Below are 26,173 nucleotides of genomic sequence, written 5' to 3'. Positions count from 1 at the left end.
AAGGTTCCCGTTCCCGGAGACCCTTCGGGTGGAGGTAAAAGGTTTCGGGGCCGATTGACGCCGTCCAGGCGCGGCTGGAACCGTCGGCCTGGCGAGAGTGCCTCACCGGCCGGAATGACCGCGGTGACGATTTCGGCGCTCTCGGCAACTGGGGTCAGAACGGAGTCATACAATGCGCAACAAGATCGCGGCCTTGGCCGCGACGACTGCTTTCGTCGCCGGCGGGACACTCCTGAGCGCCACGTCGGCGTCGGCGACCGTGGACCCGCCCGGCGGCAGCTGGGACCACACGTGGTACACCACGGACGCCGACAAGGGCGGCACTGTCTACGTCGAAGAGAACGGCGACGTCGTGTCCGTCTGCGACTCGGCGGCCGACGGACTCGCTGCCCGGGCCAGTATCGCCGTCCAGGACAGTACGGGCGCCTACCCCGAACGCTACCTGCTCGTCGCCTCCGGTGGACTGGGATCCTGCGCCACGGCCAGGGCGTCCGATGGCGGCAAGCACGACCTCCCGGAACACGTGAACATCAGCGTCAGCGTCTACCTGGGTACGAACTTCCAGCACTTGAGCCAGCACTACTACCTCAACGATCACTAGGTTCCGGTGTCGGACGGCCCGGCCGGGGAATCCCGGCCGGGCCGTTCGCGCTCGTGTCACCGCACCAGCCCCGACGCCGCGCACAGCGCCGCCCACCCGACCGCGAACGCCGCCACCTTCGTCCGCGCCGAACGGTCCGGCAGGCCCGTCCCGAACACCACCGCGTCCGCCGCGTCGGAGGCGACCCGGGCGGCCAGTGCCACCTTAAGCGGCCTGCCCTCCGGGGCGAACAGCATCGCCAGCCCGATCGCCGCGTCGCGGGCGCCGATGCCCGCGATCAGGGTGCGGACGCCCGCGGTGACGCCGCCGGCCGGGGTCGTCAGGCCGCACGGTTTCGCCAGCACGCGCGGCGCGGCGATGATCGTGGCGCTGTAAACGGCGGTCACCGCTCCGAGAACGCGGGTCAACGCGGGCATCCGTCACTCTTTTCCCTAGGCGCGAGCTGAAGCCTTCCGCTTACCCCCGTCCGCCGTCGCCAAACCGCCACCGCCGACGCCCGACTCGATGGCCGCCGTCACGATGCGGTTGCGGTCGCCCGTGGACAACACCCCGTTGGCCACCAGCTCCTGCGTCACCGCCTTCACGTGCTTCACGAACCGGTCGTGCGACGCGTACTCCGCGGTCTCGTCGATGACGTCGTTGATCGTGCAGCCGTTGCCGGTGTCGACGTTCGCCACCTGGCTGTCGATCCCGCCGATCACCACCGTCTCCCGGGTGTCCGAGACCGGGCAGGCGTCCGGCGGCGGCGGGGCCGCGACCACCGTGAACGACCCCGGCAGTTCCGCCGAGACGTTCCCGGCGACATCGGTGGCCCTGGCCCGCACCGTGTGCGCACCCAGCGCCGTCACCACCACCGGGGCCGCGTAACGGGTCCACGCCGCACCATCCACTTTGTACTCGACGACACCCACTCCGGACTCCGCGTCCGCGGCGGTCACCGTCACGGTCGCCGAGCCCACGTAGTTCCAGCCGCCGTCCTGCTTCCCGGTGACCTGGAGCGCCACCGACGGCGCCGTGGTGTCCCCGCCGGCGACCACGGTGAACGACACGGATCCCTCCGCCGAGGCGTTGCCGGCGACGTCACGGGCGCGGTAGCCCACCGTGTGCGGCCCGGCGGACGACACCGGAACCGGTGCTGCGTAGGCGGTCCACGCGCCACCGTCCACTTTGTACTCCACCAGGGCCACCCCGGAACCCGCGTCCGAAGCCGTCACCGTGACCGTCGCCTTGCCGACGTAGTTGCCGTCGCCGTCCTGCGTGCCGGCCACCGAAGCCGACACCACGGGTGCCGTCGTGTCGCTCCGGACCACGGTGAAGTGGGCCATGCCCTCCGGCGACACATTGCCCGCGACGTCCGTGGCCCGGTAGTGCAGCATGTGCGCGCCCGCCGCGGTCACCGCGACCGGAGCGGTGTAGGCCGTCCAGGCGCCGCCGTCCAGCTGGTACTCCACCGAAGCCACGCCGGAACCCGCGTCCGTGGCCGTGATCCGGGCCGTCGCGACGTCGAGGTAGTTGCCCGCCGTGTCCTGGGTGCCGGTGATCGCGGCGCTCACCGACGGCGCGGTCGTGTCACCCGGCCGGGCGACGACCGTGAAGTGCGCCATCCCTTCCTCCGACTGGTTCCCGGCGACGTCATGGGCGCGGTAGTGGAGCATGTGCGTCCCCGCGGTGGAAACCACCACCGGCGCCGGGTAGGCCGTCCAGCTGCCGCCGTCGAGCTGGTACTCCACCGAAGCCACGCCGGAGCCCGCGTCGGTCGCCGAAAGGGACACCGTGGCGGACCCGACGTAGTTCCCGGACGAGTCACGCTCTCCCGTCACCGAAGCGGTCACGACCGGCGCAGTGGTGTCCCCGGTGCCGTCGGAGACGACGAACTCCCCCACCATCGCCGTGTGCCCGGGAATGGTGCAGTAGTACCGGTACTTGCCGGGTGTCAGCGTCACGACGGCCTCGTGGCGGCCGTCCTGCGCGTCGAACGGGTTGGCCAGGATGTTCAGCGACACGTCGTGGTTGTAGCCCGGCGTCGTCGTGTCGAACGTCAGGGTGTGCGACATCCCGGTGGTGTTGCCGGTGGCTTCGCTGTTCTCGAAGACGATGGTGGTCTCGCCGGGCCGAGCGCCGGTGGGCGCGGACGCGTACTCGGTGGTGCTGTTGTTCCCGGTCCAGGTCAGCGTCTGGACCGGCGCCGCCGCCGCGGGCGTGGCCGGCACCAGCACCGCGAGGAAAGCCGTCAGCAGCAGGGCGATCAGTCGTGGGGACATCGCGGGAGAACCCTTCCTGGGAAGGATGGGGGCCGGGCGGGAACCCGGCCCCCATCGCGCTACAGCTGCCGCACCCGGATGTTGCGGAACTCGATCAGGTCGTTGTCGCTGTGGTTCTGCAGCCCGATGAACCCGCTGACGAACTGCCGCAGGTCGGTCGGCGGGTCACCCGCGCGCGACGACTGCTGCCCGGGCGTGTTGTCGAACTCGTTGATCACCACGCCGTTGCGGATCATCGTGTAGTGCTGGCCGACGACCTTGATCTCGTACTCGTTCCACGTCCCCTTCGGCCGCGCCCCCGCCTGGTCGAGCGGGCGCGGGTCGAAGTTGTAGACCGACCCGGTCTTCTGCGGCTCACCGGTGTCGCCGTCGTAGATCTGGATTTCGTGGCCGCAGTAGATGGCCACCCAGGCCTGCGACGTCGCCGCCGAGCCGACCGTGCCGCAGCTGCCCGGCGGACGCTGGGCCGTCGGGGTGCGCGGGTCCGGGAACCGGACGAACACGCCGCTGTTGGCCCGGAACCCGTCCGGGGCGATGTCCCGGAACTGCACCTTCACCGAGAAGTCGCCGAACTGCCGCTGGCTGTACCAGAGCATGCCCAGCCCGCCCGCCGAGCGGATCGACCCGTCGGGTTGCAGCGTGAACTGACCCGAAGGTGCCTGCTCCCACGCCCGCAGCGACGCGGCCGTGCCGTCGAACAGCGCCTCGTACCCGGTCGTGCCCGGCTTCCCGATCGGCGACGCGTCGGCCGCCGCGGTCAGCTCGGCGACCTCGGCGTCGCTCAGCACCCCGAGGTCCGACAGCGTCTCGGTGGCCTGCTCGACGTGGTTGACGAACGCCGCGTGCGTGGTCCACACGCCTTCGTCGTCGATGAAGTCGTCGACCGTGCAGCCGCCGCCGGCGTTGCGGTTGACCACCTTCGTGATGCTGTCGCCCAAGGTCACCACCGGACCCGGATCGGCCACCGCGCAGCCGACGTTCACCGACGTCCGGGTCGTCACCGCTTCACCGTCCGCGTAGGTCACGGTCAGCTTGGCGGTGTAAAGGCCGGTGCGCGGGTAGGTGTGCCGCGGGTCGGCCTGGGTGGACACCGAGCCGTCGCCGAACTCCCACCGGTAGGACACGCCGCCGGACTTCGACCCGGTGAACGCCGCGGTCAGCGCCTTGTTCTGCACCATCGTCGACGACGCCGCCGGAGCGGGCGTCGGCGCGCCGCCGGTGTAGCTGATCTTCAGCAGCTTCTGGTTGGCGTCCAGCGAGAAGAAGCCGTTGCCGTAGTCCAGGACGTACAGCGCGCCGTCCGGCCCGAACTTGGCGTCCATCCAGCTCTGCACCCGGGTGTCGCCGGACCCGCCGGGGATGATCTGCCGGAACGTCTCGGCGAACACCGGCGGCTGGTGCGTGGGCACCCCGGCCGGGTCGACGGTCACCGCGACCCGGTTCTGCGCGTTGGCCTCGTCGCCGATGAACCACTTGTTGTCCCAGTACTCCGGCCACGCGACGCCGCTGTTCGTGTTGACCAGCGAGCGGTGGTAGGTCGGCCCGGACATGATCGCCTGGCCGCCGCCCCGCAGGTACGGCTGGGTGTAGGTGGCGTCCGCCGCGTTGTACGTCGGGATGGCCGAGCCCGGCCGCTTCGGGAAGACCGGCCCGCCGCCGTCCGGCGAGTACCAGATCATGTTGTCCTTGATCGGCGGCAGGTTCACCAGGCCGGTGTTGCGCGGCGAGGTGTTGACCGGGTTGTCGCAGTCGTACCAGCCGGTCAGCTCGGCCGCGTTGGTGCTGCTGCGGTCGCGGTAGGGCTGCCGGTTGCCCATGCAGTACGGCCAGCCGTGGTTGCCCGCCTCGGTGATGATCGTGGCCGTCTCGTACTTCGCCGGCCCGAGCTCGGGGCTCGGCGACGGCGCGTCCGGGCCGACCCAGCCCGCGGTCAGCCAGTTGTGCACCGGGTCGACCTGCAGCCGCGAGATGTTGCGCACGCCCATCACGTAGATCTCCGGGCGGGTCTTGTCCGACGGCCCGTTCGGGAAGAGGTTGCCCGCCGGGATGGTGTACGTCCCGTCGGCCTCCGGGTGGATGCGCAGGATCTTGCCGCCGTAGTCGTTCGTGTTGCCCGCCGTGCGGCGCGCGTCCTGGAACGACAGGCCCTTGTACTCGAGCGTCCAGTTGTTGCCGGAGTAGCCGTTCGAGCCGCCCGAGGAGTTGTTGTCCCCGGACCCGACGTAGAGGTTGCCGTCCTTGTCGAACGCCATCCCGCCGCCCGCGTGGCAGCAGCTGTGGATCTGCACGTCCCAGGACAGCAGGTCCTTGCGGGTGGCCTGGTCGATCGTCTGCGTGGCCGCGTTGTAGGTGAACCGCGAGATCGTGCGCTTGCCGGTCCGCTTGTCGCGGTCGATCGACTCGTGCGGCATCCAGTAGGCGTAGAACCAGCCGTTCTCGGTGAACTTCGGGTCCAGCACCATCCCGAGCAGGCCTTCTTCGTTCTTGACCAGCTCGTCGCCGCTGCCGCGGTTGCCCATCACCCGCAGGGTGGTGAGCAGCTTGACCTTCTTGGTGGCCGGGTCCCACTGGTGGATCGTGCCGCAGCCGAGGCCGACGTTCGGGTCGTCCCAGCTCACGACGGGCCCGGTCGGGCAGGCCGCCTTGCCGATGTAGAAGACCTTGCCGTCCGGGGCGATGGTCAGCCCGTGCGGTTCGCCGATCTGGTCGAGCTGCCCGGCCGCGTTCTTGCCGGTGATGCGCTCGATCTTGTAGTTCGCGGCGATCCCGGCCTGGCAGTCGCCCCGCACCATCCCGGTGGTCCAGCGCAGCGCGCCGAGCAGGTGGTCGCGGAACCGGTCTTCGCCGTAGGAGGCCTCGGTGCGGCCCATGCCCGTGTAGAAGGACCGGCCGCCGTCGTAGTCACGGCACCACGAGATCGGGTGGAACGGGCCGTTCGCCCCGACCCCCGGCGTGTAGCCCTTCTCCTCGACCTGCGCGACGGTGTGGACGGTGCCCACCGGGTTGGTCTCCCAGTTGAGCCAGCGGTCGGTGCGCGTCCAGTTCTGCGGCAGCCCCTTGGTGGCCGGGTGCCGGGCGTCGAGGACGTCGACGACGGCCTGCTGCGGCGGGGATTCCGGCGGCGGCGGGGTGGTCGAGGTGTCCTTGAACAGCTTGAGGTCGGCGAGCTGGATGATCGGCTCACCGGCGTTCGCGGTGATGTTCAGCCGGTAGTTCGGGTACACCGTGGTGTTGGTGAAGGTGAACGTCCGGGTCTGGAACGGGTCACTGAACGTCTCGTTCGCCCGCGTGTCCAGGTCGGTCCAGGTGCTGCCGTCCGCGGAGCCCTGCAGGGTCCAGTTCTTCGGGTTCCGGCCCGGGTAGTCGTTCGCCGAGGTCAGCGAGTAGCTGCTGACGGCGACCGGCGTGGCCATCTTGTAGGCGGCCCAGCCGGTGGTGGCGAACGTCAGCCACTTGGTGTTTTCGTTGTTGTCGGCCAGTTTCTCCTTGGTTTCGTTGGGCGGGTTCTCCCCGCTCGCGGTCACCGCGGCCACGGCTTCGGGGGTGGGCCGGGCGCCGACCGGGCGGGCGCCGATCAGCCCGGTGAACCAGGTCGAGGAGTCCTGCGCGCGGGCAGCGTCGGAGATGCCGAGGAACCCGCCGCCGGCCTTCATGTAGGCCTGCAGCGCGCCTTCCTGGTCCCGGCTGAGCGTCACGCCCTGCGCGGACAGGAACACGATTCCGCGGTAGCGGGCCAGGTTGGCGGCGCTGAACACGGCGGGATCCGACGACGCCGTCACCGTGATGCCGTTGTCCGCGCCCAGCCGGGCGATCGCGTCCGAGGCGCGGACGACCGGGTCCTGCTGGCCGCCCGGCGCGCCGTGGAAGAGCAGGACGTTCACCGGGACGTTCGCCGCGGGCGCGGCCTGGGCCACCGGCATGGCCAGCAGCGGCGCGCCGGCCGCCAGGACCGAGCCGAGGGCGAGCACGACCGCGCCGCGCCTGCCGAACCAACGTCTTTTCACAGCGCCCCTCCTGCGTGCGTACGGGAATCGGGGTTCATGTCGTGCCCGGTGTGGCTGTGCTCCTTGAACCGGTCGATCGCGTCCTGCGCGCCCTCGGGCAGGCTGCCGTCGGGGTTGCGGACCAGGAAGAGCCCGACCATGCCGCCGTCGGAGTGGGTCTGGACGTGGCAGTGGTACATCCACGCCCCGGGGCCGGCGCCTTCGCCGGCGAGCACCTGGAACCCGAACGAACTGCCGGGGTCGAGGTTCTTGTTGTCCACGATGGCAACGTTGTCAGCGGCGCTGCCGAGCATGCCGGTGCGGGTATCCGCCCAGCGGTGCCCGTGCAGGTGGAACGTGTGCGGCAGGCTGCCGTACCCGATGCAGACCCACTCGACGCGCTCGCCGAGGCGGGCCTCGAAGATCGGCGTGTCCGGCGCCATCGCGTGGTTGACCATCATCTCGTTGAACACGACGGTGTACTGCCTGCTCGGCAGCAGGTCACCGCGCTTGCGCACGATCAGCCCGCCGTAGAGCCCGCGCGCGAGGCCGGCGGTGCCGTGGTCGGTGCCCATCGCGTGGTCGTGGTAGTGCCAGTAGCCGGCGCTGCCCGGCATCCAGAAGCCGCCGCCCGCGTCGTACCGGGCCCGCGTCCGCCAGGTGTAGGTGCGCGTTTCGCCCGGGTTGTTGAAGGACGCGTTGAGCGGGGCGCCGTCCGACGCGGTGTCGTAGGTGACGCCGTGCGGGTGGATGGAGAGCCGCTTGTCGGTCCGGTTGACCAGTTCGATCTCGAGGGTGTCGCCCTCGTAGATCTCCAGCAGCGGCCCCGGGATGGTGGCCTTGCCCGGTTCGAGGCCGTAGCCGTAGAGACCACCGGACAGGGCTTCGGCGTAGATGGTGAGCTGGCGGGTCAGGCCCGCGGCGAAGGCCGCATCGGCCGCCCCGACCGCGGGCGCGAGCACGCCCGCGGCGGTTCCGGCCAGCATCGACCGACGTGATACTCGCATGTCGAGTCCCCCCGGGGCTCTCAGAACCGGACGGTGCGGAGGTATTCGAAGCCGACCTTCGCGGTGTGCAGCGGGTCGGCGGGCTGGTCGTGCTCGACGATGTACTCGCCGATGGTGTGGCAGGACGCGGCGAAGATGCGCGGGAAGTCGATGACCCCCGCGCCGGGGTCGACCATCTGCCCGTCCACCGTCCGGTCCTTGACGTGGTACTGCGTCACGCGCGGGTGGTTGCGGCGGAACAGCTCGACCGGGTCCGCGCCGCCGTTGACCGCCCAGAACAGGTCGATCTCCAGGTGCACGAGCCGCTTGTCCGTCTTCGCGGTGAGCACGTCGTACGGGACCACCTCGCCGATCGGGGCGAACTCGTGGTCGTGGTTGTGGTAGCCGAGCTTCAGCCCGGCCTTCTTGAAGGCGACCGCGGCGGTGTTCATGCGGCCCGCGAAGGCCTCCCACTCGGCGATCGTGCCGAAGTTCGCGTAGGGCACCACGACGGAGCGGTTGCCGAGGACCTTCGCGTCGGCGATCGCCTGGTTCAGGTCGCCGTCGATACCGACGTGCGACGAGGAGGCCTCGATGTGGTTGCGGTCGAGGATGGCGCGGAACTCGGCGGCGCTGCGGCCGTACGTGCCAGCCAGCTCGACCTTGCGGTAGCCGATGTCGGCCAGCGCGGACAGCGTGCCTTCGGGGTCGTTCTGGAGCAGCGAACGCAGGGAGTAGAGCTGGATGCTGATCTTGTCGAGCGGCACGCGGCGGCGAGCCGGGGAGGCGTCCGCGATGCCGGGCAACGCGATTGTCGCCGCGCCCACCGTGAGAGCCGCTGTCGCCACGTTCAGGAATGATCGTCGGGAGTAGTGATCTGGCCGGTCACCGCACATGGAACTCCCTCATTTCTGGTTGCTGAAAGCCGCGTCGAATGCCGCCGACGGCTTGTCGAACAGGTGCTCGCGGACGTACTTCACCGCCTCCGCCGCGCCCCGGAGCCGGTCCATCCCGGCGTCTTCCCACTCCACCGAGATCGGCCCGGCGTAGCCGATCGAGTTCAGCGCCCGGAAGCAGTCCTCCCACGGGACATCGCCGTGGCCGACGGACACGAAGTCCCAGCCGCGGCGCGGGTCCGCCCAGGCCAGGTGCGAGCCGAGCCGTCCGTTGCGGCCGTCGAAGCGCTTGCGGGTGTCCTTGCAGTCGACGTGGTAGATCCGGTCGGCGAAGTCGAGGATGAACCCGACCGGGTCGAGGTCCTGCCAGACGAAGTGGGACGGGTCCCAGTTCAGCCCGAACGCCGGCCGGTGGTCGACGGCCTCCAGGGCGCGCTGGGTCGTCCAGTAGTCGTAGGCGATCTCCGACGGGTGGACCTCGTGCGCGAACCGGACGCCGACCCCGTCGAAGACGTCCAGGATCGGGTGCCAGCGGCGGGCGAAGTCCGCGTAGCCGTCATCGATGTCAGCGCGCGAGACCGGCGGGAACATCGCCACGTACTTCCAGGTCTTCGACCCGGTGAAGCCGATGACGGTGTCCACGCCGAGCTTCGCCGCGGCCCGCGCGGTGTCGGCCATCTCGGCCGCCGCCCGCTGCCGGACGCCCTCGGCGTCGCCGTCGCCCCAGATGCGGGAGGGCAGGATGGCCTGGTGCCGGTGGTCGATCGGGTCGTCGCAGACGGCCTGCCCGACGAGGTGGTTCGAGATCGCCCACACCTTGAGGCCGTGCTCGGCGAGCAGCCGCAGCCGCCCGGGCACGTAGTCCTCTTCGGACAGTGCGCGGTCGACCTCGAAGTGGTCGCCCGAGCAGGCGATCTCCAGCCCGTCGTAACCCCAGTCCGAGGCGAGCTTGCAGACCTCGGTGAACGGCAGGTCGGCCCACTGGCCGGTGAACAACGTGACGGGACGGCTCATTTCTCCTCCACCGGTGTCCAGTTCGCTTCCGCGGCCGCACTCTTCTCGACGGCGGCCAGCACCCGCTGGACGCGCAGGCCGTCGTCGAAGCTCGGTGCGGGGTCGGTGCCCGCGCCGATGGCGTCCAGGAGGTCGGCGACCTCGTGGGTGAACGTGTGCTCGTAGCCGAGCAGGTGCCCCGGCGGCCACCACGCGCCGACGTACGGGTGCTGCGGCTCGGTGACGAGGATGCGGCGGAAACCGGCTTCGGTGCCGCTGCCCTCGTACCACTGGAGCTCGTTCATGGACTCGAAGTCGAAGGCCAGGCTCGCCTTCGACCCGTTGATCTCCAGTCGCATGGCGTTCTTGCGGCCCAGGGCGAACCGGGTCGCTTCGAAGGTCGCCACCGCGCCCCCGGACAGCCGCGCCAAGAACAACGCCGTGTCGTCGACCGTGACGTCGTCCGTGCCGCCGGTCTCGGACGGCCGCTGCTTCACGAACGTGTTCGTCAGCGCCGAGACGCCGGTGATCACCTCGCCGGTGACGAACTGGGCGGCGTCGACGATGTGCGCCCCGAGGTCGCCGAGCGCGCCCGAGCCGGCACTTTCGCGCCGGAGCCGCCAGGTCATCGGCGCCTGCGGATCGGACAGCCAGTCCTGCAGGTACACCGACCGCACGTGCCGGATCTCGCCGAGTGCCCCGCTCGCCACCAGGTTCCTGGCGTGGGCGAGCGCGGGCACCCGGCGGTAGTTGAACGCGACCATGGCCCGCACCCCGCGGTCACGGGCCCGCCGCGCCGCCTCGGCCATCGCCTCGGCCTCGGCGACCGAGTTCGCCAGTGGCTTCTCGCACAGCACGTGCTTCCCGGCCTCCAGCGCGGCGATCGCGATCTCGGCGTGGCTGTCGCCCGGGGTGCAGACGTCGACCAGGCCGACGTCGTCCCGGGCGACGAGCTTCCGCCAGTCGGTCTCGACGTCCTCCCAGCCGAACTTGGCGGCGGCGTCCCGGGTTCTGGCTTCGTCCCGGCCGCCGAGCACGGCGAGCCGCGGCACCAGCGGCGGGTCGAAGAACCGGTGGACGCTGCGCCAGGCGTGCGAATGCACCGCACCCATGAACGCGTGCCCGACCATGCCGATCCCGATGGTTTCCCGGCTCATGCCCCTCCTTGCGTTCTGGCGGAAAGTCCGGTCAGGAGTCGAAGCCGACGTCGAGGTACTGGTCGACGTTCTCCTTGGTCACGACCGCCGAGTAGGTGGTGATCTCGGCCGGGATGTCGTGCTCGGCCAGGTCGCCGATCCCCTTGCCCTGGCCGAGCAGCCGCGCGAGCGCGACCGCCGTCGAGGCCATCGACGGGCTGTAGAGCACGGTCGCCTTGATCGGCGAGGAGTCGGCCTTGATCAGGTTCATCATGTTCTTCGAGCCGGCGCCGCCGACCATGATGAACTCCTTGCGGCCCGCGGTGTCGATCGCGGCGTTGACGCCGATGCCCTGGTCGTCGTCGTGGTTCCACAGCGCGTCCAGCTTGGGCGCGCCCTGCAGCAGGTTCGCGGTCTGCTGCTCGCCCGACTCCGACGTGAACTGCGCCGACACCCGCGGGCCCACCTTGAACCCGGCGCGCCCCAGCGCGTCCTTGAAGCCCTTGCTGCGTTCCTGGGTCAGCGGCAGCGAGTCGATGCCGGCGACCTCGCCGATGACCGGGTTGGCGACGTTCTTCTTCTTGAGCTCCGCGGCGATGTAGTTGCCCGCGTTGACGCCCATCCGGTAGTTGTCGCCGCCGATCCACGTTCTGTACGCCAGCGGCGTGTCGAAGACGCGGTCGAGGTTGATCACCGGGATGCCGGCGTCCATCGCCTGCTGGCCGACCGCGGTGAGCGCCTTGCCGTCGAAGGGCAGGATCACCAGGACGTCGACCTTGGCGTTGATCAGCGTCTCCACCTGGGAGATCTGCTGGTTGACGTCGTTGGTGCCCTCGGTGGCGTTGAACTTCACCTCGCTGAACTTCTGCGCCTGCGCCTTGGCGTTCTTGGTGATCGCGGCGATCCAGCCGTGGTCGGCGGCCGGCGCGGAGAAGCCGATGGTGATCGGCTTGCCCGGCTGGGCGTTGTTGCCCGCGTTGGCGACCGGCGCGTTCGACTCGGAGTTCGCGGGCGTGTTCGACGTGCAGCCGGCCAGCAGCGCGCCGGCGCCGACGGCGGCTCCGCCCAGCAGGAATCCCCGGCGGCCGAGGAAGGGTTGTTCGGTCATGACGACCTCCAGGGTGACTGGGTCCGGGACTTGCGGGCGCGGAACTGCAGGAGCACGGCGAGGACGATGATCACGCCCTTGGCGATGTTCTGGATGTCGGTGTCCAGGTTGTTGAGCGTGAAGATGTTGGACAGCACGGTGAAGATCAGGACCCCGATGAGGGTGCCGATGAGCGAGCCGCGGCCACCGGTCAGCAGCGTGCCGCCGATGACCACCGCCGCGATCGCGTCGAGTTCGTAGAACATGCCGTTGGTCGACGCGCCCGCGGTCGTCCGCGCGACGACCATCAGCGCGGCGATCCCGCAGCACAGCCCGGCCACGCCGTAGACGAGCGCGAGGTGGCGCTTGACGTTGATGCCGGCCAGCCGTGACGCCTCGGCGTTGCCGCCGACCGCGTACGTCCGCCGGCCGAACGTGGTGCGGTTGAGCACGACCCAGCCGACCGCGAAGACCAGCGCGAACAGCCAGATCAGCGTGGGGACGCCGAGGAAGCTCCCCCGGAAGAAGGCGAGGAAGTCCTGGTCGGCGACGACCTGGGTGCGCCGGCCGCTGATCCGCTCGGCGAGCCCGCGTGCCGAGACGTACATCGCCAGCGTGGCGATGAACGGCACGACCTTGCCGTAGGCGACGAGCACGCCGTTGACCAGGCCGCAGCCGAGACCGACCGCGAGTCCACAGAGGACCATCACCCACGGGCCGTACGACTGGGTCGCCAGCGTCGTCAGCCAGACGCCGGCCAGGCCGACCATCGAGCCGACGGACAGATCGATGCCGCCACTGATGATCACGAACGTCATCCCGACGCTCACCACGCCGATCGCCGCGGCCAGCCGCAGGATCGTCGAGATGTTGCTTTCGGTGAAGAACAGCTCGGGCCGGGTGAGCTGGCCGACCAGGCACAGGATCACGAGCACCCCGGCCAGGCCGAGCAGCCGCGGGTCGGCGGAGAAGGCGAACCGCTTCCGTTCGGCGGGCAGCGCTTCCTGGGGCGGTGCCTGGGTTTCGGTCATGCCGCGCTCCCCTCGAGAATCACGTCGAGCACCTCGGCCTCGGTCAGCCCGGCCGAGCGCCGGTCGGCGAGGACACGGCCCTCGCGCAGCACCAGCACCCGGTCGGACAGCCCGAGCACCTCGGGGATTTCGCTGGACACCAGCACGATCGCCACGCCGGTCGCGGCCAGCTCGTCGATCAGCCGGTACAGCTCGGCGCGGGCCCCGACGTCGACGCCGCGCGTCGGCTCGTCGAGCAGCAGCACCCGGCACCCGCGGACCAGCCACCGCGCGAGCACGGCCTTCTGCTGGTTGCCGCCGGAGAGCGTGCGGACGATCCGCCGGGGGTCGGCGGGCCGCAGGTCGAGGCGGCGCAGGCTCGCGCCGGCGTCGTCCAGTTCCTTGGCGCGTTCGGTGAAGCCGAGCTTCGCGTAGCGGCCGAGGCTGGCCAGCGTCACGTTGTGCACCACGGGCAGGTCCAGCAGCAGGCCCTGGCTCTTGCGTTCTTCCGGAGCGAGGCCTATGCCTGCCTTCACGGCGGCCTGGACGCCGGGGCCGAGCGGTTTGTCCTGGACGGCAATGGTTCCCCGGTCGGGCTTGCGCGCGCCGAAGATCGTCTCCAGCAGCTCGCTGCGGCCCGAGCCGACCAGGCCGGCGATGCCGACGACCTCCCCGGCGTGGACGGTGAAGCTGACGTCCTCGAACTCGCCGTGGCGGGTGAGGTTTTCGACGGCGAGCGCGGTCTCCGGCCTGGCGTGGCCGTCGTGGCGCGGGCCGAAGACCGTCTCCACCTTGCGGCCGGCCATCAGCGCGACCAGGTCGGCGGTCGGCGTGGTGCGGGCGTCGAGGCCGGTGCCGACGGTCCGGCCGTCCTTGAGCACGGTCACCCGGTGCCCGATCCGGCGCAGTTCCTCCAGGCGGTGGGAGATGTAGACGACCGCGACGCCGTCGGCGGTCAGCTCCCCGACGATCCGGAAGAGGTTGTCGACCTCCTCGCCGGCCAGCGCGGCGGTGGGCTCGTCCATCACGAGCAGCCGGGCGTCGTGGGCCAGGGCGCGGGCCATCGAGACCAGCTGCTGCCCGGCGGCCGACAGCTTGCCGACCTCGGTCGACGGCCGGATGTCCGGGTGGCCGAGCCGGGCCATCAGGCGAGCGGCTTCGGCGCGGGCCTGGGAGATCCGCGTGAAGCCGAAGCGGGCGCGTTCGTGGCCGAGGAAGATGTTGTCCGCCACCGAAAGCCCGGGGACGAGGTCGAGTTCCTGGTACATGGTGGCGATGCCGAGGCGCAGGGCGTCGACCGGCGAACCGAGCGTCACCGGTTCGCCCTGCCAGGTGATCTCTCCGGTGTCGGGCTGGTGCGCGCCGGAGAGGACCTTGATCAGCGTCGACTTCCCGGCGCCGTTCTGGCCGAGCAGGCAGTGCACCTCGCCGGGCTCGACGTCGAGGTCGACGCCGTCGAGGGCGCGGACGCCCGGGAACGTCTTCACGATCCCGCGCACGGAAAGCAGGCTCATACCATGACCTCCTCGGCGAGCGTCGGGTTCGCGAACAGCCGCTCGGCGGCCAGGTGCGCGGCCCCGCGCAGCGGCGCCCGCAGGCCGAGCCCGGACGCCACCACCCGCGCCTGGCCCAGCGGCCGGGCGGCGAGTTCGACGCGGACCGGTTCGACCAGCCACTCCCCCAGTGCCGCGAAGTAGCCCCCGAGCACGACGACGTCCGGGTCGAGCACGTCGACCACAGTGGACAGGGCGATGCCGAGCGCGACGCCGAGTTCGTGCACCGCGGTGGCCGCGCGCTGGTCGCCCAGCCGGATGCGGTCGGTGAGCCGGGCGACGCGGCCTTCGACGCCGGGAGCGGGATCGTGCAGGGGGTCGCCCGGCGCCGCGGCCGCGCGCAGCAGCGCGGCCAGGTTCGCCTTGGTCTCCAGGCAGCCTGTCCGGCCGCAGGGACACCGGCCACCGGAGGGGTCGACGGCAATGTGCCCGACCTCGCCCGCGAAGCCGCGTGCGCCCCGCAGGATCGTGCCGCCGGAGACGAGCCCGCCGCCGACGGCCGTTCCGCCACCCAGGTAGAACAGGTCGTCGCCGGTGCCGGCGATCGCTTCGGCGAGTGCGCCGAGGTTGGCGTCGTTGTCCACGGCGATGGCGGCGGCCGGGACGTCCAGCCGGGCCGCCAGCAGCCCGGCGATCTCCGCGTCCCGCCAGCGCAGCGCGGGCGCGAACCGCAACACCGCGGCGGCCGAATCGACCAGGCCGGGTACCGAGACCGCGATCCCGACCGGTGGCCCGGGCAGGACGGCCCCGGCCAGCTCGGCGAGCTCGTCCATGCCTGTCTGCAGCCCGAGCGCGGCGACGTCGACGGCCTCGGTGGCCTCGTCCAGCACCCGGCCCGACAGATCGGTGACCAGCGCCGACAGCCGGTCGGCTTCGACGCTCAGCCCGAGCGCGTAGGCGTCTTCGCCGTGCAGCTCGACCAGCCGGCTCGGCCGCCCGTTGCCCGGCCGGACACCGGCGGGGCGGACCAGGCCGCGCCCGGTGAGCTCGGCGAGCAGGCCGGGCACCGCGGACCTGGCGAGCCCGCAGCGGGCGGCCAGCTGCGTGCGCGAGAGCGGGCCGGTGCGCAGCGCCCGCAGGACCGCGGCCAGGTTCGCCGTACGCGGGCTCGCCGAGTCGGCGCGCCTCGTTCCGGTGACGGCCACGGTGCCCCCATCTTGCGCTGGCTACTGAACGCACTTTGTCGCTCAGGCAGCGAAAGTAGGGTGACTGGCATCACTCGTCAAGGTGATGTCGGGGTGTTTAGTCGGGTTTTCACCCGGATAGACGTGCGAAACCAGACAGACTTTTGCTCTCAACGTACGAAAGTCTGTCTGGTTTTGACGTTACACAGTGGACGCGTTCAGCAACGCTCTGTCAGCGAAGGGCTCAGCTGCTGAGCGTGAAGGCCCGGTCCGTGGCCGACCACGCGGCCCCGATGACACCCGCCGTCTCGCCCAGCTCGGACAGCACGATCGGGAGGTTCCCGGTGGCCAGCGGCAGCGAGCGCCGGTACACCGCGCTGCGCACCTCGGCCAGCAGCTGGTGCCCGAGCTGGGCCACCCCGCCGCCGATCACCACCATGCCCGGGTTGATGAAGCAGACCAGCGAGGCGATGACCTGGCCGAGCCGCCGTCCGCCGTCGCGGATGAGGTTGACCGCACCGGAGTCGCCCGCCGCGGCGGCCCGGCCGACGTCACGGGCGGTGACCGCGCCGCGTTCGGCGGCCGCCTCGGCCAGGAACGCCGAACGGCCGCTGCGGGCCAGCGCCAGCCCGTCGCGGGCCAGCGCGGCCCCGCCGAAGTAGGCCTCCAGGCAGCCGACCTCGCCGCACGCGCAGGTCGGGCCGAAGTCGTCGAGCCGGATGTGCCCGATGTCGCCCGCCGTGCCGGCGACCCCGCGGTAGACCTTGCCGCCGAGCACGATCCCGCAGCCGATCCCGGTGCCGATCTTGACGAACATCAGGTCGTCGGTCGAGCGCGCGACCCCGGCGTGCCGCTCGCCGAGGGCCATCGCGTTGACGTCGTTGTCCACCGCGACCGGGCAGCCCCACAGCCCGCCGAGGTGGTCGCGCACGTTGAACCGGTCCCAGCCGGGCATGATCGGCGGCGCGACCGCCATCCCTTCGGCGAAGCTGACCGGCCCGGGCAGCCCGATGCCGGCGGCGACGAGCCGGCCGGGTGCCTCTTCCCGGACCTTCGCCGCGAGCTCGGCGACCCGCCGCAGCACCGGGTGCGGCCCCTGCCGGACGTCGCAGTCCTCGACCGCGTGGGCCAGCACCTCGCAGGAGGCGTCGGTGACCGCGACACCGACCGAGGTCGCGCCGACGTCCACCGCGAGCACCCGCAGTTCCCCGGCGAGCCGGACCAGGGTCGACCGCCGTCCGCCCCGGCTGGCCGACGGCCCCGCGGCCTCGACGAGCCCGACCTCGGCGAGCCGGGCCACCTCGGCGCCCACCCGGGCGCGCGGCAGCTCCAGCCGCTCCCCCAGCTCGACCCGCGACATCGGGCCGTCGTCCCGGAGCAGGGTCAGCAACCGGGTCTGGTGCCGGGTTTCGACCATCGACTGCTCCGGGGTGGATACCGTGCTCATTCGCCTCAGCGTACTGGTGCTTTCCGGGCCGTCCGGCCACCCGGCCGCGGGCGTCGGGGTCCGGTGTGGGTGACACCCGGACCGGTGCGATCGGCCGCCGGACCGTTCGGCCGCCCCGAATCCGGGGCAGCCTCCGGCCATCGGAAACCGGCTCCACGACAGGAGGATCACCATGCGACGGATCACGGCCGCGCTCGGTGCGCTGGCAATGACGACCGGAGTCCTGCTCGGCACGGCGGCCACCGCCTCGGCCCAGACGGAAAGCATTCCGGCGGAGAGGTGCATCGGCAGCTCGCTCGCGATGTTCGCCACGACCGCGTTGTGCGTGGTCCCGCGGACTTACCCGATCCTGCTCATCCCGGCCTGACCCGGCCCCTGCCGGAGTTCCCGATCAGCGCACTGCGACCGGGAACTCCGGCAGGACGAGCGCCGAGTGCTCCGGCTTCGGCTCGCGCGGGACCTCGGTGAACTGCCGCAGTGCCGCATTGCGTTGCTCGAGCGCTTCGGCGGTCGTCGGGAACAGCGTGGCCTGCCCCTCGGTCACCAGCGCCTGGTTGGCCTCGGCGAACCCGCGGAACCTGTCCTCGTAGGCCGCGAAAGCCGCCGTGTGGTCCGGGTTCGTGGCCAGTGCGTGGCCGAGCACGTACGCACCCACCAGCGCCAGGCTCGTGCCCTGGCCGGTCAGGAACGATGGCGCGTGCGCCGCGTCGCCGATGAGCGCCACCCGGCCGGATGACCAGGACGGCATGCGGATCTGGCTGATCACGTCGAAGAACAGGTCGTCGGCCGCGCGCATCGCCGCGACCAGGCGCGGGATTTCCCAGCCGTCGCCTTCGAAGGTGCGAGCGATCAACTCGCGCTGGGCTTCCGGGTTGCGGAACGCCTCGAACGGCGGCTCCGGCCGGGCGGACACCAGGAAGCCGTGGACCTCCTCGCTGTCGAGGACCGCATACAGCGCCGCCCCCTTGCCCGGCTTGCTCCACGTGACCCCCTCGCGGTACAGCCCGAAGTCGTTGGGCATGGTGAACCCCGCGAAGCAGTAGCCGAGGTAGTGGTGGAACGGTGCCTCCTCGCCGAAGACGAGTTCGCGGGTCCGGGAGTGCAGGCCGTCGGCGCCGATCACCAGGTCGTAGCGGTCCCGGTGGCCGCTGCGGAAGGTGACGTCGACCCCTTCGGCGGCATCGGTGAGGGTTTCCACCGTGTCGTCGAACCGGACCTCGACGTCGTCGCGGACCAGGTCGTACAGCGTCCGGATCAGGTCGCCGCGGCGGATCTCGAGGTCTTCGCCGCCGTCGCCGCCGACGACCGCTTCCGGGGCCAATGCCACGATTTCGCCGCCGTCGCCGTCGAGAAACGTCAGCCGCCGCGTCGAGATGTGCAGGTCCTGCAGGGCAGGCAGGATCCCCATCCGCTCGACGGCGGTCAGTGCGGTGCCGCGGATGTCGATGGGGTAGCCGCCGACCCGGAGCGCGGGTGCCTTCTCGACGAGGGTGACCGCGAACCCGGCCCGCCGCAGCCAGAACGCCAACGCCGGCCCGGCGATGCTGGCGCCCGAAATCAAGACTCGCTTCATGACGACTCCTATAGCTAAGTTAGGTATCCGATTGCCAGGTGCGACAATGCGCTCGGCCAACCCCCGACCGGGCCAACTATATACCTAAGTTAGCTATCTAAGAGGTGTGATGGGCGACACAGACGCCGCCGACGGGACCGACCTGCGTGCCGTGCTGCCGCGGCTCCTGCAGCTGGGCACCCTGATGAACCGCAGCGGCCTCGTCGAGCGGGCGATGAAGCGGATCGGAGCCGACCTCGACCGGCCCGGGCTGTCGATCATCCTGTCGCTGCACATGACCGGCAAGCCGATGCGCGTCGGCGAGATCGCGGACCGGATGCAGGTCGCGGGCCCGCACGTCACGCGCCACCTGCACGTGCTCGAACGGCGGCGGCTCGTGTCCGGCCTGCCCGATCCCGACGACCGGCGCGCCCGGCTGGTCACGCTGACCCCCGACGGCACCGAGATCGCCGACCGGTACGTCACCACCCTGCTCGGCTGGTTCGGGGACGCGCTGGGCGGCTGGTCGCCGTCGGACCGCCGGACGTTCTACGACCTGCTGCTGCGGTTCACCGACGACCTCGCGGCCTTCCTCTCGGCGATCGGCGAGGAGGACGAGTGATCAGTGCCGGGCGAACTGCGACGGCACCGGCTGGCTGACACCCGGCTTGACCGGCAGCGGGTCGACGACCAGGCGTTCGCCGTAGACGTCGGTGATCGCGACAGCCCCGCCGCACCCGGCACCGTTTTCCGAGAGGAAGTAGTTGTAGTCCGTGCGCGGCAACCGTTTCCAGCTGCCACCCGCGCGGACCTCCAAGCGGGCCACCGGATTGCGGTGCCCGATCACCTGGATCCCGCACCAGTACTGCGATGAGCCGTCCTTGTGGCGCAGCGCTATCGGCGGCACCGACGGCGGGCTCACCAGCTTCCAGGTGACCGGGATTTCGCCCCGGTCGCGCGCCCCGAGCCGGTCGAACGCCCGGGGGTCCAGATCCAGCTGTCCCACCCGGCACGGCGCCGGGCACAGGTTGGTGATCCGCACCGTCACGCTCGCGCCGCCGGCCGCCTGGACCTGGACGTAGGCGCCGCACGCCTGCGAGCCCTCGAAGTCGGCCTCGTTCATCGCCGCGGTCAACGGATCCGGGCTCGCGTCGTACCCGCACGCGCCACTGCCGTCGGAGTCATAGAAGGTGGCCACGCCGGAGTGGCTCACCCCCGGCTTGATCCGGCCGGCGAGCGGCGCGGCCGCCGGGGGTGCGGCACTGGAGGACGCCGCAGAAGCCGACGAAGGCGAAGGTGTGGGCGACGGCGTGCTCACCGGCGGCGGGGTGGTCACGGACGTCCCGATCCCGGGAGCGGCCTCCGCCCTGGCCGCCGCTTCGGCCGGGGGCGTGCCGTCACCGCGGGTCGCGACCACGACGACGACGGCCGCCACGACCGCGACCAGCGCCAGGACCGGCACGACCACCGCGCGTGCGCGCACCGCACCTCCCGGACTCCTCGCCGAGTGGTCCACAGTAGACAGCGCGCCACCGCGGGTCAACAACGGTGCAGCCGGTGATGTGAGCGTGAACAATCAGTGACCGGAACGCCTCACGAAATCGTCCACACCTGGTTCGCCGCACCGGTTCCGCCTGCCTGGACGACCGGCGCCCCGTTCGCCGACCCGGACGCCCCGACGGTGAGACCGCTGCTGACGTTCACCAGCACGTACTGGTTGCCGGTGAGGCTGCCCACCAGGTCCGCGGCCCACTGCTGACCGGCCCCGCCGGTGCAGGTCCACTGCTGCAGCTGGACCCCGCTCGCGGCGGACCCGTCCGGCACGTCGAGGCACAGGCCGCTGTTGACGTTGACCACCGTGAAGACGTTGTCGGCCTGCCTCGTCAGGCGCCACTGCTGGTTGGCCCCGCCGTGCGCGGGCCACTGGATGACCTTGCCGCCCGCCGCGGTGGAGGCGCCGGACGCGTCGAGCACCTGGGAACTCCCGAAGTTCTTCAGCACGTGCGTGGTTTCGCTCGGCAGCCCCGAGTTCGCCGACCACGTCCCCGCGTCGGCGTCGAGGTTCCAGCTCGGGTACTGGCCGAGGTTGACCGTCGTGCCGCGGATGGTCAGCGGCAGCCAGATCAGCGGCGAGGTGCCCATGGCGTTGCCCGTCCAGCGGTCGCCGGCGTAGACGTAGGTGGTCGCCGAAGCGCCCCGGACGGTGATGATGTTCGCGGTCTGGCTGTTGTAGGTGTTGGTGCCCGGCGCCGCGAAGTTCCGGAACGGCGACCAGGGGCCGGCGAGCGACGTCGCGGTCGCGTACACGTTGTCGTTGGTGGCCCAGCCGGTCAGGTGGGACGCCAGCAGGTAGTAGGTCGCGCCGACCTTGACCACGGCCGGGGACTCGTAGTTCGGCAGCGTCGCCACCGCGCTCGCCACCGACGTGTAGTCGGCGGACAGCCGGTAGATGCGCAGGCTCCGGCCGGCGTTTTCGCTGAGCAGGTAGGCGGTCCCGTCGGTGTCCTGGAACAGCCCGATGTCACGGCTCTGGTTGCCCAGCGGCTGGAAACTCCCCCGGTAGCTGTACGGGCCGCACGGCGTCGCGCTGGTCGCCACCCCGACCCGCTGGTCGGAGTAGCCGGTGTTGTCGATGTGCAGGTACATCACGTACGTCCGGGTGGTGGCGTTGTAGAGGACCTTGGGCCGTTCGACGATGCGGTTGGGGCCGAGGTCGCCACTCCCCTGCTTCGCCAGGGCGATGCCCTGGTGGGTCCAGTTCGCCAGGTCGGTCGAGGTATAGCAGGGGATGTCCTGGAACGCGGTGTTCGCGGTGGTCTGGCCGGTTTTGTCCTCGCCGAAGCCGTAGTAGGTGGCGCCCACCTGGACGATGCCGAGGCCGTGCAGCTGCAGCGGACGGCCCGCGGTGTCGGTCCGCGTGGCGCCGAGGGTGAACGTGTTCGCCGCCGCGTTCGCCCGGTGCGCGGGCACCAGAACGCCGGCCAGAACGGCGAGCAGGACGGCGAGCAGAGCGAACGGCCGGTTCCGGACCTGGTGCGGCGAGCTGGACATCGGTGTCCTCTCGGGTGGGGAGCGGGAGGCGTCCCTCGGCGTCGAATCGGTTCGCCTCATCGGGTCGTCACGATAGCACCGACACGGCCGGGATCTACCGTTCAAGTCGTTGTATGACAGCATTATCTGAAAGTTACACGGCTGCGTCGACAACTGTCGAACCGGTTCGCAGCTGTGTCGCCACAGTGTGGCAAACGGCCGATTCTTCGACATTTTTCGATAACCCCGGCGGAACTGTGGGGAATTGACCGGAAACCGCGCCGGGCGGCGAAGATGTGCCGACGAAGATTGACTCTTACGAACGGGAAAGATCGGCGCTAGGGTCGTCGTCGCCACGGCGACGCCCGACGCGCCGCCTCTTTCCGTGCACCCGTGCGAACTTCCGCGCTCCCGTCCGTGTCCGCTCAGTCCTGGCTGCCCCCATCCCGTCTCCCACCGTCCCGAGGACCCGATCGATGTCAGTGCATTCACCCGCCCACCCGCAGGCGGAGCGCCCACCGGTGGGCCGGGCCCTGTCCGTTCTCGCGGCCGCCGCCGTCGTCACCGGCGGGGTGTGGTGGTGGACGACGGCCGGCGCGTCCCGAGCGGACCGGGTGTTCACGGCCTGGTACGGCGGGGTGGCGGCGGTCGTGGTGTGCGCGGCGGTCACGCTCGCGGCGTACTGCGCGCTCGCGGCGCGCCACCACCGGGACCGGATCGCCGCGCTGGACGCGGAAATCGTGCGGCTGGCCGACGAAACGCTGCCGGCCGTGGTCCGGCGGGTGCGCGACGGGGCGTCGGCGGACACCGCGCTCACCGAGGTGCCGGATCCGGCAGGCGGTCCCGCGCGGCGGCTGCTGGAGACCACGGCGCAGGAGATCGCGCGCGGCGAACGGATGCGCACGGCCACGATGGCCGCCTGCGCCAACGCCGCCGGCCGCGTCCAGGCGCTGGCCACCAGCATGCTGGCCGACCTGCGCGAGATGGAGGGCAAGTACGACGAGAACGTCCTCGGCGACCTGCTCGAACTCGACCACAGCACCGCGCAGGCGGGCCGGCTGGCGGACAGCATCGCGGTCCTGACCGGCGCGCGCTCCGGCCGTCGCTGGACCAAGCCGATCGTGATGGAGAGCATCCTGCGCGGCGCGATGGGGCGGATCAGCGCCTACCAGCGGGTGCGGACGCATTCGACGAGCACCGCCGCGGTGGCGGGCTACGCCGCCGAGGGGGTCATGCACGCGCTGGCCGAACTGATGGACAACGCCACCAGCTTCTCCCCGCCCTCGGAGGACGTGCACGTGTACGTCGAAGAGGTGCACGCCGGGGTCGTGGTGACGATCGAGGACAGCGGCCTCGTCATGGGCCCCGCGGCGCTGGAGCGGGCCGTGCGGGCGGTTTCGGCCGAGCCGCTGGACCTGACCACGCTGTCCGGGACCCGGCTGGGCCTGGCGGTGGTGGGGTGCCTCGCGCGCAAGCACGGCCTGACCGTGCACTTCCGGCCGTCCGCGCGGGGCGGCACCGGCGTGGTGGTCATGATCCCCCGGCAGCTGATCACCCAGCCCGAACCGGTCACGCCGAGCCCGGCCGGAGCCGCCGCACCCCCGGCCCCCGCACCGGCGCCCGCCGCCCCGGTGTCCACAGTGGAGGACGGGCTGCCGCAGCGCCGTCGCGGCCAGACGCTGGCGGCCGCGCCCCGGAAGGCGCCGCCACCGGCGAACCCCGCGCCGGCGCGGGCCGACGCCGGTGCGCGGTTCAGCGCGTTCCACGCGGCCGGCCGGGGAACCCGCCCTTCTGCTCCCTCGGAGGACAGCCGATGAACACCACGGACCACGATCTCGACTGGCTGCTGGAGAACCTGGTGGGCCGGACGCCGGGCACCCGGCACGCCCTCGTGCTGTCCAAGGACGGCCTCAAGCTCTGCCACACCCGCGGGCTGACGATCGACCAGGCCGACCAGCTGGCCGCCATCGCCTCGGGGATCCAGAGCCTGGCGTACGGCACGTCCATCGAGTTCGGCGACGGCACCGGCGGGGTGCGCCAGTCCATGACGGAGTTCCACGGCGGGGTGCTGTTCATCGTGGAAGCCGGCGAAGGCGCCCACCTCGCGGTGATCGCCGCCGACGACGCGGACGTGGGCCTGATCGGCCACAACATGAACGAGCTCGTCGAGCAGCTCGGCGCGTACCTGACCGCGCCGCCGCGCCCGCAGCCCACCGCGGCCGGGTGACATGGTCCGGGAGAACCTGCACCGGGAGGACCCGGACCGGTTGTACACCGTCACCGGCGGGCGCAGCCGCGCCGACGAGAGCGCGCTGGACCTGGTGACGCTGATCGTCAGCGAAAGCGATCCGGTGCCGGGCATGCAGTCCGAGCACGTCCGGATCCTGCGGCTGTGCCGCCACCCGACGGCAATGGTGGAGGTCGCGTCGGAGCTGGGTCTTCCGGTGAGCGTCGTGAAGATCCTGCTGTGCGACCTGCTCGACACCGGCCGGGTCACCGCCCGCCACCCGTCGTCGGCGCCCGCCGACACCGATCTGCCCGATCTCGAAACCCTGAAGCAGGTACTCGTTGGACTGCAGAAGCTCTGACCAGGACGTCCGCACCCCGCTGCCGAACACCGCCCGCGAGGGCCTGAAGATCGTGATCGTCGGCGGGTTCGGGGTGGGCAAGACGACGATGGTCCGCTCGGTCAGCGAAATCCGCCCGCTGAGCACCGAGGAAACCATGACGCAGGCGGGCGTCGGCATCGACGAGGGCGCCTCGCCGGGCAAGACGACCACCACGGTCGCGTTCGACTTCGGGCGGATCAGCCTGAACGAGCAGATGGTGCTGTACCTGTTCGGCGCGCCGGGCCAGGAGCGGTTCTGGTTCCTCTGGGACCGCCTGTTCGCCGGGACGCTGGGCGCCGTCGTGCTGGTGGACACCCGCCGGCTGGCCGACTCCTGGTACTCCATCGACCGCCTCGAGCACCACGGGACGCCGTTCGTGGTCGCCCGCAACAACTTCGGCGAGCCCGAGCACAGCCTGGACCGGATCCGCAAGGCGCTCGACCTGTCCGCCGACGTGCCGCTGATCGACTGCGACGCCCGGCGGCGCGATTCCAGCAAGACCGTGCTGCTCTCCCTCGTCCACCACCTCTTCGCCCTGTCCGCCGCCCGGGAGACCACGTCATGACCACCTCTCAGCCCGCCGTCGCGATCCCGTTGTCCGGGCCGGGGTTCCAGCAGAGCTCCGCGGAGCTCTACGCGGAGATGCGGCGCTCGCACGGGCCGGTGGCCCCGGTCCTGCTCGACGGGGACGTGCCGGCGTGGCTGGTCATCGGCTACCGCGAGCTGCAGTACGTCGTGACCAACCCGGAGACCTTCGGCCGGGATTCGCGGCGCTGGAACGCCTGGGACCGCGTCCCGCCCGACTGGCCGCTGCTGCCGCTGCTCGCCCACCAGCCGACGATGATGTTCGCCGAGGGCGCCGAGCACCGGCGGCGGTCCGAGGCCCTCGACGAGGCACTGGGCGCGGTCGACCAGTTCGACCTGGGCGCGCGGGCTCAGCAGGTGGCCGACCGGCTCATCGACGCCTTCGCCGGCAGCGGCGAGGCCGACCTGATCACCCAGTACGCCGACGGCGTCCCGCTGCCGGTGGTCACCCGGATGATCGGCGTGCCGGAGGCGGAGACCGCGGACCTGGTCCACGACGTCTACCAGACGCACGCGGCGGGCGAGGGCGCGAACGAGGCGTACGCGCGGGTCCGCGACAAGGTGCGGAACCTGGTCGCCGCCCGCCGGCGCGACCCCGGGCCGGACGTCACCTCACGCCTGCTGGCGCACCCGGCCGGGCTCGCGGACGAGGAGATCACCGAAGACCTGCTCCACCTGATGAACGCGGGCCAGCTCCCGACGGCCTACTGGATCGGCAACACCCTGCGCCTGATGCTCACCGACGACCGGTTCGCGATGACCCTGTCGGGCGGCCGCCGCAGCGTCGGCCAGGCGCTGAACGAGGTGCTGTGGGAGGACACGCCGACGCAGAACTTCCCGGGCCGGTTCGCCGCCCACGACCTCCAGCTCGGCGGCAGCCGGATCCGCAAGGGCGACCTGCTGATCCTGGGCCTGGCGGCGGCCAACCAGGACCCGCTGGTCCGCCCGGTCCCCCAGGCATCGACGGGCAACCAGGCGTACCTGTCGTTCAGCCACGGGGAACACCGCTGCCCGTACGCGGCCCAGGAGATCGCGAAGGTGATCGCCGAGGCGGCGATCGAGGTCCTGCTGGACCGGCTGCCGGACGTGTCGCTGTCGGTGCCGGCGGAAGAACTGGCCTGGCGGCCGTCGCCGCTGTTCCGCGGCCTGGCGGCGCTGCCGGTGCGGTTCACGCCGACCGCCTGATCGCCGCCGGACGGTCCGGCCCGGGGCCTGCGCTGGGTTCATACCGGCCTTTTCGGACATCTTGCTCGCCGCCTTCGGTTTCCGGGCGGCCACTTCGGTGCCCTGTGTCACGGACGTCACCTCCCCCGGTGGCGC

General features: G+C 71.3%; 23 protein-coding genes. 8 read left to right on the top strand and 15 right to left on the bottom strand.

Annotation, left to right across the window (positions count from 1 at the left end):
* Positions 1-172 precede the first annotated feature (172 nt).
* A complete protein-coding gene (locus ABZX11_RS10775; RefSeq protein ID WP_254897281.1) occupies positions 173-601 on the top strand; it encodes a hypothetical protein in 429 nt (142 codons plus the stop codon).
* Positions 602-657: 56 nt separating this feature from the next.
* On the opposite strand, the gene ABZX11_RS10770 is transcribed toward ABZX11_RS10775, so the two are convergent.
* From ABZX11_RS10770 to ABZX11_RS10715, 12 genes are all read right to left on the bottom strand, one after another.
* Positions 658-1,017 (bottom strand): hypothetical protein, encoded by a 360-nt coding sequence (locus ABZX11_RS10770; protein ID WP_354911899.1) that lies wholly within the window; start codon positions 1,015-1,017, stop codon positions 658-660.
* A 15-nt stretch (positions 1,018-1,032) separates the two neighbouring features.
* Positions 1,033-2,862 (bottom strand): copper-binding protein, encoded by a 1,830-nt coding sequence (locus tag ABZX11_RS10765; RefSeq protein WP_354911896.1) that lies wholly within the window; start codon positions 2,860-2,862, stop codon positions 1,033-1,035.
* 59 nt (positions 2,863-2,921) lie between these two features.
* Entirely contained in the window at positions 2,922-6,782 is a 3,861-nt protein-coding gene (locus ABZX11_RS10760) for a ThuA domain-containing protein (protein ID WP_354912025.1), read from the bottom strand.
* An 80-nt stretch (positions 6,783-6,862) separates the two neighbouring features.
* The gene (locus tag ABZX11_RS10755; RefSeq protein WP_354911893.1) at positions 6,863-7,831 is read right to left on the bottom strand and encodes a multicopper oxidase domain-containing protein; all 969 of its coding nucleotides are present in this window, start codon (positions 7,829-7,831) and stop codon (positions 6,863-6,865) included.
* 41 nt (positions 7,832-7,872) lie between these two features.
* Positions 7,873-8,727 carry a sugar phosphate isomerase/epimerase gene (locus tag ABZX11_RS10750; RefSeq protein WP_176176589.1) on the bottom strand — a complete coding sequence of 285 codons (855 nt, stop codon included), beginning with the start codon at positions 8,725-8,727 and terminating at the stop codon, positions 7,873-7,875.
* Between the two features lie 9 nt (positions 8,728-8,736).
* Complete coding sequence (locus ABZX11_RS10745) at positions 8,737-9,741, bottom strand: sugar phosphate isomerase/epimerase family protein (RefSeq protein WP_354911890.1); 1,005 nt, start codon at positions 9,739-9,741, stop codon at positions 8,737-8,739.
* Positions 9,738-10,877: a Gfo/Idh/MocA family oxidoreductase gene (locus ABZX11_RS10740; protein WP_354911887.1), complete on the bottom strand. Its 1,140-nt coding sequence runs from the start codon at positions 10,875-10,877 to the stop codon at positions 9,738-9,740. The genes ABZX11_RS10745 and ABZX11_RS10740 overlap by 4 nt, the downstream gene beginning before the upstream one ends.
* A 31-nt stretch (positions 10,878-10,908) precedes the next feature.
* Positions 10,909-11,964 carry a substrate-binding domain-containing protein gene (locus ABZX11_RS10735; protein WP_354911885.1) on the bottom strand — a complete coding sequence of 352 codons (1,056 nt, stop codon included), beginning with the start codon at positions 11,962-11,964 and terminating at the stop codon, positions 10,909-10,911.
* Positions 11,961-12,974, bottom strand: a complete 1,014-nt coding sequence (locus ABZX11_RS10730) for an ABC transporter permease (protein WP_354911882.1) — start codon at positions 12,972-12,974, stop codon at positions 11,961-11,963. The genes ABZX11_RS10735 and ABZX11_RS10730 overlap by 4 nt, the downstream gene beginning before the upstream one ends.
* The gene (locus tag ABZX11_RS10725; RefSeq protein ID WP_354911879.1) at positions 12,971-14,467 is read right to left on the bottom strand and encodes a sugar ABC transporter ATP-binding protein; all 1,497 of its coding nucleotides are present in this window, start codon (positions 14,465-14,467) and stop codon (positions 12,971-12,973) included. Before ABZX11_RS10725 ends, ABZX11_RS10730 begins: the two co-directional genes overlap by 4 nt.
* Complete coding sequence (locus ABZX11_RS10720) at positions 14,464-15,651, bottom strand: ROK family transcriptional regulator (RefSeq protein ID WP_354911876.1); 1,188 nt, start codon at positions 15,649-15,651, stop codon at positions 14,464-14,466. Before ABZX11_RS10720 ends, ABZX11_RS10725 begins: the two co-directional genes overlap by 4 nt.
* 223 nt (positions 15,652-15,874) lie before the next feature.
* The gene (locus ABZX11_RS10715) at positions 15,875-17,077 is read right to left on the bottom strand and encodes an ROK family transcriptional regulator (protein WP_354911873.1); all 1,203 of its coding nucleotides are present in this window, start codon (positions 17,075-17,077) and stop codon (positions 15,875-15,877) included.
* A gap of 172 nt (positions 17,078-17,249) precedes the next feature.
* Here ABZX11_RS10715 and ABZX11_RS10710 point away from each other — a divergent pair, with 172 nt between their 5' ends.
* Positions 17,250-17,444 (top strand): hypothetical protein, encoded by a 195-nt coding sequence (locus ABZX11_RS10710; RefSeq protein ID WP_176176582.1) that lies wholly within the window; start codon positions 17,250-17,252, stop codon positions 17,442-17,444.
* A gap of 24 nt (positions 17,445-17,468) precedes the next feature.
* Here the strand turns inward: ABZX11_RS10710 and ABZX11_RS10705 are convergent, their stop codons facing one another.
* The gene (locus ABZX11_RS10705) at positions 17,469-18,650 is read right to left on the bottom strand and encodes an FAD-dependent monooxygenase (protein WP_354911870.1); all 1,182 of its coding nucleotides are present in this window, start codon (positions 18,648-18,650) and stop codon (positions 17,469-17,471) included.
* A gap of 109 nt (positions 18,651-18,759) precedes the next feature.
* On the opposite strand from ABZX11_RS10705, the gene ABZX11_RS10700 reads away from it, so the two are divergent.
* A complete protein-coding gene (locus ABZX11_RS10700; RefSeq protein WP_354911868.1) occupies positions 18,760-19,251 on the top strand; it encodes a MarR family transcriptional regulator in 492 nt (163 codons plus the stop codon).
* Here ABZX11_RS10700 and ABZX11_RS10695 read toward each other — a convergent pair whose 3' ends face one another.
* Both ABZX11_RS10695 and ABZX11_RS10690 read right to left on the bottom strand, forming a co-directional pair.
* Complete coding sequence (locus ABZX11_RS10695) at positions 19,252-20,112, bottom strand: expansin EXLX1 family cellulose-binding protein (RefSeq protein WP_354911866.1); 861 nt, start codon at positions 20,110-20,112, stop codon at positions 19,252-19,254.
* A 110-nt stretch (positions 20,113-20,222) separates the two neighbouring features.
* Positions 20,223-21,680, bottom strand: a complete 1,458-nt coding sequence (locus ABZX11_RS10690; protein ID WP_354911864.1) for an RICIN domain-containing protein — start codon at positions 21,678-21,680, stop codon at positions 20,223-20,225.
* 455 nt (positions 21,681-22,135) lie between these two features.
* Here ABZX11_RS10690 and ABZX11_RS10685 point away from each other — a divergent pair, with 455 nt between their 5' ends.
* The 5 genes from ABZX11_RS10685 to ABZX11_RS10665 are packed head-to-tail and all read left to right on the top strand — an operon-like array spanning position 22,136 to position 26,038.
* Positions 22,136-23,476: an ATP-binding protein gene (locus ABZX11_RS10685; protein ID WP_354911861.1), complete on the top strand. Its 1,341-nt coding sequence runs from the start codon at positions 22,136-22,138 to the stop codon at positions 23,474-23,476.
* A complete protein-coding gene (locus tag ABZX11_RS10680) occupies positions 23,473-23,886 on the top strand; it encodes a roadblock/LC7 domain-containing protein (RefSeq protein WP_354911859.1) in 414 nt (137 codons plus the stop codon). The genes ABZX11_RS10685 and ABZX11_RS10680 overlap by 4 nt, the downstream gene beginning before the upstream one ends.
* Before the next feature lies 1 nt (position 23,887).
* Positions 23,888-24,247 carry a DUF742 domain-containing protein gene (locus tag ABZX11_RS10675; protein WP_354911857.1) on the top strand — a complete coding sequence of 120 codons (360 nt, stop codon included), beginning with the start codon at positions 23,888-23,890 and terminating at the stop codon, positions 24,245-24,247.
* 52 nt (positions 24,248-24,299) lie between these two features.
* Positions 24,300-24,833: an ATP/GTP-binding protein gene (locus tag ABZX11_RS10670; RefSeq protein ID WP_354912022.1), complete on the top strand. Its 534-nt coding sequence runs from the start codon at positions 24,300-24,302 to the stop codon at positions 24,831-24,833.
* Positions 24,830-26,038, top strand: coding sequence for a cytochrome P450 (locus ABZX11_RS10665; protein WP_354911854.1), 1,209 nt, complete (start codon positions 24,830-24,832; stop codon positions 26,036-26,038). Before ABZX11_RS10670 ends, ABZX11_RS10665 begins: the two co-directional genes overlap by 4 nt.
* Positions 26,039-26,173 lie beyond the last annotated feature (135 nt).

This window comes from Amycolatopsis sp. NPDC004169, from assembly GCF_040610315.1.
GTDB lineage: Bacteria > Actinomycetota > Actinomycetes > Mycobacteriales > Pseudonocardiaceae > Amycolatopsis.
Note: the sequence above shows the minus strand (reverse complement) of the source record. Positions and strands in the feature narration are given on the sequence as shown.